General features: G+C 45.3%; 1 protein-coding gene. It reads right to left on the bottom strand.

Annotation, left to right across the window (positions count from 1 at the left end; genetic code table 11):
* Positions 1-231: DUF188 domain-containing protein (locus AAEY83_RS17760; RefSeq protein WP_351061317.1), on the bottom strand; the 231-nt coding region annotated here is incomplete at its 3' end.
* Between the last annotated feature and the right edge of the window lie 14 nt (positions 232-245).

Here is a 245-nt window from a genome sequence, read left to right as displayed (position 1 = left end):
ATTCTCGGTGGTATAAAGCTCGCCACGTGGGTTGAGTGCTTGCCCGCCGTTATCAATTACTTCACTTGCTAGCGGAATATCGCCTGTAATAACTAAATCGCCTTTTTCAACACGTTTTACTATTTCGTCGTCGGCTACATCAAATCCCGACGATACTTGAACGCGGCTTATGTATTTTGACGGCGGAATACGCATTGCGTGATTCGCTACTAAAATAGTCTCGATTTTCATACGCTCTGCAGCTC

The organism is Psychrobacter sp. TB20-MNA-CIBAN-0197, assembly GCF_040309765.1.
Lineage (GTDB): Bacteria > Pseudomonadota > Gammaproteobacteria > Pseudomonadales > Moraxellaceae > Psychrobacter > Psychrobacter submarinus.
This window is presented reverse-complemented; position numbering and strand designations above follow the sequence as displayed.